General features: G+C 41.2%; 6 protein-coding genes. 4 read left to right on the top strand and 2 right to left on the bottom strand.

From position 1 onward, the window contains the following. Positions 1-27: 27 nt before the first annotated feature. Complete coding sequence (gene sthA / locus PR795_RS17100) at positions 28-1,428, bottom strand: Si-specific NAD(P)(+) transhydrogenase (RefSeq protein ID WP_006663175.1); 1,401 nt, start codon at positions 1,426-1,428, stop codon at positions 28-30. A gap of 335 nt (positions 1,429-1,763) precedes the next feature. Here sthA and fabR point away from each other — a divergent pair, with 335 nt between their 5' ends. Together fabR and PR795_RS17110 are read left to right on the top strand one after the other, a co-directional pair. Further along, positions 1,764-2,420, top strand: a complete 657-nt coding sequence (gene fabR, locus PR795_RS17105) for an HTH-type transcriptional repressor FabR (RefSeq protein WP_006663174.1) — start codon at positions 1,764-1,766, stop codon at positions 2,418-2,420. Between the two features lie 14 nt (positions 2,421-2,434). After that, positions 2,435-2,824, top strand: coding sequence for a YijD family membrane protein (locus PR795_RS17110; RefSeq protein WP_006663173.1), 390 nt, complete (start codon positions 2,435-2,437; stop codon positions 2,822-2,824). Between the two features lie 85 nt (positions 2,825-2,909). Here PR795_RS17110 and trmA read toward each other — a convergent pair whose 3' ends face one another. Next, positions 2,910-4,007, bottom strand: coding sequence for a tRNA (uridine(54)-C5)-methyltransferase TrmA (gene trmA / locus PR795_RS17115; protein ID WP_006663172.1), 1,098 nt, complete (start codon positions 4,005-4,007; stop codon positions 2,910-2,912). Between the two features lie 484 nt (positions 4,008-4,491). On the opposite strand from trmA, the gene btuB reads away from it, so the two are divergent. Both btuB and murI read left to right on the top strand, forming a co-directional pair. Beyond that, a complete protein-coding gene (gene btuB, locus PR795_RS17120) occupies positions 4,492-6,375 on the top strand; it encodes a TonB-dependent vitamin B12 receptor BtuB (RefSeq protein WP_181480374.1) in 1,884 nt (627 codons plus the stop codon). Further along, the gene (murI, locus tag PR795_RS17125) at positions 6,320-7,183 is read left to right on the top strand and encodes a glutamate racemase (RefSeq protein WP_112860528.1); all 864 of its coding nucleotides are present in this window, start codon (positions 6,320-6,322) and stop codon (positions 7,181-7,183) included. The genes btuB and murI overlap by 56 nt, the downstream gene beginning before the upstream one ends. Positions 7,184-7,222: the final 39 nt, after the last annotated feature.

Below are 7,222 nucleotides of genomic sequence, written 5' to 3' on the forward strand. Positions count from 1 at the left end.
CACTTACATGGAAAGCGTTATTATCGGTTAAAATAGTCGATTTAGACCATTCAGCGCCGCAACACGGAACGCTTCTGCCATGGTAGGGTAGTTAAACGTAGTATTAATAAAGTATTCGATGGTATTTCCTTCACCTTTTTGTTCCATAATGGCTTGACCGATATGAATAATCTCTGCCGCCCGCTCACCGAAACAGTGAATACCTAAAATTTGAAGCGTTTCTCTGTGGAAGAGAATTTTCAAACTACCTACATTCATTCCTGCAATTTGAGCTCGCGCTAAATGTTTAAATTGAGCACGACCCACCTCATAAGGAACTTTCATTGCCGTCAATTCTTGTTCTGTTTTACCCACAGAACTGATTTCTGGAATGGTATAAATTCCCGTTGGAATATTTTCAACTAAATGAGCATTGCCTAAGCCTGATGTGATTGCACGAGCTGCAATCCGACCTTGATCATACGCGGCGGATGCTAAACTTGGATAGCCAATGACATCACCAACAGCATAGATATGCTCGTTGCTGGTACGATAAGCATGATCAACTTTGACTAATCCACGTCCATCGGCTTCAATACCAACATTCGCTAGGCCGATATTATCGGTATTACCCGTACGTCCATTCGCGAAAAGTAAACAGTCAGCTTTCACTTTCTTGCCCGATTTTAGGTGAACGATAACGCCGTCATCTAAACCTTCAATCTTTTCATATTCTTCGTTGTGACGGATAACAACGCCACTATTCCAAAAGTGATAAGACAGTGCGTCAGACATTTCTTGATCAAGGAATGCGAGTAAGTGATCACGGGTATTGATCAAATCGACTTTGACCCCTAATCCACGAAATATTGATGCGTACTCACAACCAATCACACCCGCACCATAAATAATGACATGGCGAGGTTCATGAGAGAGGTTGAGGATAGTATCGCTGTTGTAAATTCGGGAATGAGTAAAATCGACATCAGGAGGACAATAAGGGCGTGAACCAGTCGCAATGATAATTTTATCCGCGCTAAGGACATCGCAACTACCATCTGCATAGCGCACACTAACATGCTGATCATCAACAAAAGTTGCTTCACCAGAGAACATTTGGCAACCATTGCGTTCATAAAACCCTTCACGCATGCGAGTTTGCTGACTAATCACCGTTTCGGCATGGGTAAGAATTTCAGAAAAAGAGGAGCGTAAATTGCGGGAATTATCACTGTATAGCGGGTTTTGATTAAATTCGATAATTCTACTGACAGCATGACGGAGCGCTTTAGAAGGGATAGTACCCCAGTGGGTACAGCCGCCGCCGACACTGTTATAACGTTCTATAACAGCAACGTTTTTTCCTTGTTTGACCAGCCCCATAGCGGCACCTTCACCACCAGGACCTGAACCAATGACAATTGCATCAAAATGGGTATGTTGTTGCATGAGGTAAGCCTGTTTTAATTCTAGGGACGTTGTGATAGTAACATTCGTTTGCCATCTTGTCTCAATTCGAAATCCTAAAGACAAATAAGTATAGAAAGTAGATAAAAATAAAGAAGCGCAAAGTATATAAAAAATTTATGAAAAAAAGTCGATAAAAGACACAGCGTAGAAAAAACGAAGTTGGGTGAAATTCTGAAAATGGGAAAATTGATGGGAGAGTCATCTTTTCACTAAACTAGATTAATGATTTTCAGGTATGCTTAGGGAATGGGCGCATTCAAAAGTGATATTTTGATCTATTCGCGACGTTTTAATTGTAGAAAACTAGGAAAATCGTGAGCAACACTATTGGCGTTAGAGCAAAACAAAAAGAAAAAACTCGTCGTTCGCTTGTGGAAGCGGCATTTAGCCAATTAAGTGCAGAACGCAGTTTTACTAGCCTCAGCTTACGGGAAGTCGCCCGTGAAGCGGGCATTGCACCAACTTCGTTTTACCGTCACTTCAAAGATGTTGATGAACTTGGACTCACCATGGTTGATGAAAGCGGATTGATGTTACGTCAGCTGATGAGACAAGCACGTCAACGTATCGCAAAAGGCGGGAGTGTGATCCGTACATCAGTCTCCACTTTTATGGAGTTTATAGGTAATAACCCGAATGCGTTTAGGTTATTATTGCGTGAGCGTTCAGGAACTTCTGCTGAATTTCGTGCCGCAGTCGCACGAGAAATCCAACATTTTATTGCGGAATTAGCGGATTATCTTGAATTAGAAAACCGTATGCCTCGTTATTTCACTGAAATGCAAGCTGAAGCGATGGTCACTATAGTGTTTAGTGCGGGTGCCGAAGCGCTTGATATTGATGAAGAAAAACGTCGTCGCCTCGAAGAGCGGCTAGTATTACAGCTACGTATGATAGCTAAAGGTGCTTATTACTGGTACCGCCGCGAGCAAGAAAAACAAAATGATACAGACCCTGACTTAACCGAATAGTTAAAGGAGAGACAATGACGGAACACAAAAATTATGAGAGAAGCACATTACTGCTGTCTTTAGTAATTGGCTTATCGACTCATGGAACGTTCTCTACCCTGTTTAATTCCCTTGTGGAATTTTCTATTTTCCCCATCGTTACGTTAATTTTGGCTGTTTACTGTTTACACCAGCGTTATTTACACCAAGCCATGCCAATGGGATTACCAAAATTTGTCGCAGGTAGTTTTTTCTTAGGTATGTTCGGCTATGCTGCAATTTTACGCGTCCAACATCCTGATGTTGGTTCTAATTTTATCCCTGCAACCGTCATTGTCATTATTGCATTGTGGATGTATACCAGCTGGAAAGCGCGTAAAAAAGATCTGCAAGAACAAGCACTAGAAAGCGAAACTGAGCATTAATATTTTCCCGAATATTAATAAGCTATAAAAGAAACGCCGCGACATTATAGTGCGGCGTTTTTTATGGGATGTTTATAGTGAAGAATTAGCGTCGAGTTAGTAGTACACCACTTTCCATATGATGGGTGTATGGGAATTGATCAAACAACGCGAGCTTTTCTATTCTATGGGTTTTGGTGAGTTCAGCTAAATTATCGCACAGTGTTTCAGGATTACAGGAAATATACAGAATATGATCATATTCTTGTACTAACTGAACCGTTTTGTCATCTAAGCCACTACGCGGAGGGTCAACAAAGATAGTATTGCACTGATAATCCGCTAAATTAATGCCTTCTAAACGGTTAAATTCACGTACACCATTCATGGCTTGGGTAAAATCTTCCGCCGACATTCGGATAATCTGCACATTATCTATTTTGTTAGCTTCAATATTGTATTGAGCCGCATGCACGGAAGGCTTGGCAATTTCAGTGGCTAAAACCTTATTAAAATTTTGAGCTAGCGCTAATGAAAAATTACCATTCCCACAGTAAAGCTCTAATAAATCGCCTGTTGAATGTTGAGTTGCATCAATTGCCCACTCTAACATTTTAATATTTACCTGCGCGTTAGGCTGAGTGAAACTATTTTCAACTTGACGATAAACCATGTCTTTACCTTTTACAGGTAAGATTTCATCAACATAATCGTGGTCGAGCATAATTTTTGTTTTGGAGGCACGACCAATAATTTGAACGTCGAAACCTTTCGCAACGAGATCTTCTTTTAATTGTTTCGCTTGTTCAGTCCACTCATCCCCGAGTTTTTTATGGTAGAGCAGAGAAACGATTAGCTTATTGCTCAGCGTAGATAAGTAATCTATCTGAAATAATTTATGGCGTAGTAGTTCAGTACGTTTTAATAAAGGAAGCAGTTCAGCCATCATGTCATTGATTAGCTGGCTAGCGACTGGAAATGACGTCATTCGGATACGTTCTTTAGTCTCTTTATCAAACATAATATGAAATAGGTCATCGCCTTCGTGCCAAATTCTAAATTCTGCACGCATCCGATAATGGGATGTTGGTGATGAAAAAATTTCAGGTTCAGGCGCAGCATAAGGGGCCATTAAGCTCTTCAGGCGGTCAACTTTCTCTGCAAGTTGCAGTTCGTAATCTTCGGTGTGCAAGGTGTTTTGCATCATATGGCCCCATAAAACAGTCAAAATTCACGTCAGGGGCGAAATTGTAGGGCAAGCTGCGAAGATGTCCAGTTTTCATTATCGATTCATGGACACTGATAACTATTCAATTTAGGATTATGTGCTGTGGTTGAGGGAATTTGGTGAGAGTCCAGAACTGACGCGCAACGGTAATTAAGGTATCCCCGTCATTCTTCAAGCTACATGGGTGTTGGCATCGCTCGGCTATCCTAGTCACATACTTCAGTATGCTCCTAGGAATATCTTCGCTTGCCGCCTACATGCAGCTTGAATTATTTAGGGGATATAACAGGTCGAATTTTCATTTTATATATCGCTTCATATTTCATATATAGAAACCCAACTTGTCACTTTATAAGTCCGATACCTACCACACTTCTTATCGCTTTGTTGAATTTCAGCGCGGATCTGATTTTCGGCGTCGCGGAATGTTAATTCTATTGATTTTCCGAGTGTAAATATAATGAATAATAACAAGTCGCTACCACTATCGGTGGCAGCTCTGGCAGTGTTGTGTGGCATTTCCTCGTTGGCAAGTGCGAATCCAAGCTCGGCTGATGCAATGGTGGTGTCGGCTAACCGTTTCGAACAACCCATCTCTTCTATATTAGCGCCAGTCACTGTTGTGACCCGTGAAGATATTGATCATTGGCAGTCAAATACCGTGATTGATGTATTAAGGCGTTTGCCGGGTGTGGATGTTGCTCAGAATGGGGGAATGGGGCAACAAAGTTCCCTCTTTATTAGAGGAACAGAATCACGCCATGTTTTGGTTTTAATTGATGGTGTTCGTCTTAATCAAGCGGGAATTTCTGGTTCTTCGGATATGAGCCAAATTCCAATCTCATTAGTTCAGCGTATTGAATATATTCGTGGCGCCCGTTCAGCAGTTTATGGCTCTGATGCGGTAGGTGGTGTTATCAATATCATTACGCGTCGCGATAATGATGGAACCACATTAAATGCGGGCATTGGTTCTTATGGCTATCAAAACTATAACGGTTCAACGCAGCAAAAAATTGGTGAAAATACAACCGTTACGGGCGCGGCGGCTTATACCTATACAAAAGGGTTTGATGTGGAGGCAAGAGGAAATACAGGAGGACATCCCCAGCCAGACAAAGATGGTTTTCTTAATAAAACATTATGGCTAGGTGTGGAACATCAATTTACCCCAGATGTTTTAGCTTATGCTAGAGCTTATGGGTACGATAATCGAACAAATTATGATGCCTCTGAATTTGCTGGTATTTTGGCTGATACCCGTAAGCTATATAGCCGCACCTATGAAACTGGAGTTAAATATCATCAGGAGAAATACTCTACTTCATTAATGGGCAGCTATAGTCACGTTAAAGATTATAACTATGACCCAAGATATGGAAAATACGGTAAAGGTTCTCGTGCTGATGATTCGAAACAGTATAACGTTCAATGGGGAAATAATTACCAATTTGAAAATGGCACAGTTTCGGCTGGCGTTGATTATCAAAAGCAAACCATTGAAGCGGGAACATCTTCATTACCAAACAATGAATCAATCAATAATACCGGAATCTATTTAACGTCTCAGCAAGCAATCTCTGCTTTTACTATTGAAGGAGCTGTAAGGTCTGAAAAACACTCAGAGTTTGGCTGGCATACAACATGGCAAGCAGGCGCTGGATGGGAATTCATTGATGGGTATCAGCTAATAGGCTCTTATGCTACGGCTTATAAAGCACCAAACATTAGCCAACTATATGCTTCAGCGCCATATGGCAATCCAGACCTAAAGCCAGAAGAAAGCAAGCAATGGGAAGGTGGGGTGAAAGGGCTCACAGGTCCTTTAAATTGGCAATTAGTTGCATATAAGAATGAAATTACCAATCTTATTGATGCGAAAGCCGAAACTAATTGGGGATGGCAAAATGTTGGTGAGGCGACAATAAAAGGTATCGAGTGGAACGGAGATATGGATACCGGAATATTCCACCATCAGCTTACATATCAATATACCGATCCTAGGGACGATAAAACGAATAAAGTCTTAATTCGTCGAGCTAAGCAACAAATCAAATATCAACTAGATTGGAATGTTGCCAATGTAGATTGGGGGCTAACTTATCAATATATTGGCTCTAGATATGATAAAGACTTCAGTCAATATGATACTAGTACTGGTGACTATAAAAGATTAAAACTCGGGGGCGTTAGCCTTTGGGATATCACTGCTGCATATCCAATCACTTCACATCTCACAATTCGTGGTAAAATAGCTAATATGTTCGATAAAGACTATGAGACCGCGTATGGTTATCGCACCGCTGGAAGAGAATATTTCCTCACAGGAAGCTACAACTTCTGATAACAACCTATCTGTTCGCCCGACCATTCTGGTGTTTGACTCTGGAGTGGGCGGGTTATCTGTCTATCGTGAAGTCAAAAAATTGATCCCTAATGCACACTATATATATGCATTTGATAATGAAGCCTTCCCTTATGGTGAAAAAAGTGAAGAGTTTATTATTGATAGGGTGTACCAAATCGTTAATGCCATCGCAAAAAAACACCCACTCACCATTGCCGTTATTGCCTGCAATACAGCAAGTACGGTGAGCTTACCCAACTTACGAGCTCATTTTACTTTTCCTATTGTGGGTGTCGTTCCTGCTATTAAGCCGGCGACGAAGCTGACGCGTAATGGGGTAGTGGGCTTACTTGCTACGAAAGGCACGGTGAATCGAGAATACACTAAAGAGCTTATTGAGCGTTTTGCGACAGACTGCAAAGTGATTTCTTTAGGTTCAGCGGAACTAGTACAGTTAGCAGAAAGAAAATTACATGGCGAAATGCTCCCGCTCGATGAGATCGCTCAAGCAGTCAAGCCATGGCTAAAAATGAAAGAAGCACCTGATACCGTGATCCTAGGTTGCACCCATTTTCCTCTTATAGTAGAAGAACTCGAAAAAGTGCTTCCTAACGGTACTCGATTTATTGATTCTGGCGCCGCAATTGCCAGAAGAACCGTTTGGCTCATCAATAATCAGGCTGAAGTAACAGATTCAAATGAAGAAGACTTTGCTTATTGCTTATTAATGAATGAGAGTTTACAAGAATTACGCCCTGTTTTAGAGACTGAAGGCTTCAAATCGCTGAAAAAACTGGCTATTTAAGCCAAATTCGTTGAAAAGCTGAGCGAACGAAAAAAAACA

The organism is Providencia sp. PROV209, assembly GCF_028479485.1.
Classification (GTDB): domain Bacteria; phylum Pseudomonadota; class Gammaproteobacteria; order Enterobacterales; family Enterobacteriaceae; genus Providencia; species Providencia alcalifaciens.

What these genes read in the sequence shown, in the direction of transcription:
- sthA (WP_006663175.1), bottom strand. Translation starts at nt 1,428, where the DNA reads ATGCAACAACATACCCATTTTGATGCAATTGTCATTGGTTCAGGTCCT.
- PR795_RS17110 (WP_006663173.1), top strand. Translation starts at nt 2,435, where the DNA reads ATGACGGAACACAAAAATTATGAGAGAAGCACATTACTGCTGTCTTTA.
- trmA (WP_006663172.1), bottom strand. Translation starts at nt 4,007, where the DNA reads ATGCAAAACACCTTGCACACCGAAGATTACGAACTGCAACTTGCAGAG.
- btuB (WP_181480374.1), top strand. Translation starts at nt 4,492, where the DNA reads ATGAATAATAACAAGTCGCTACCACTATCGGTGGCAGCTCTGGCAGTG.
- murI (WP_112860528.1), top strand. Translation starts at nt 6,320, where the DNA reads ATGGTTATCGCACCGCTGGAAGAGAATATTTCCTCACAGGAAGCTACA.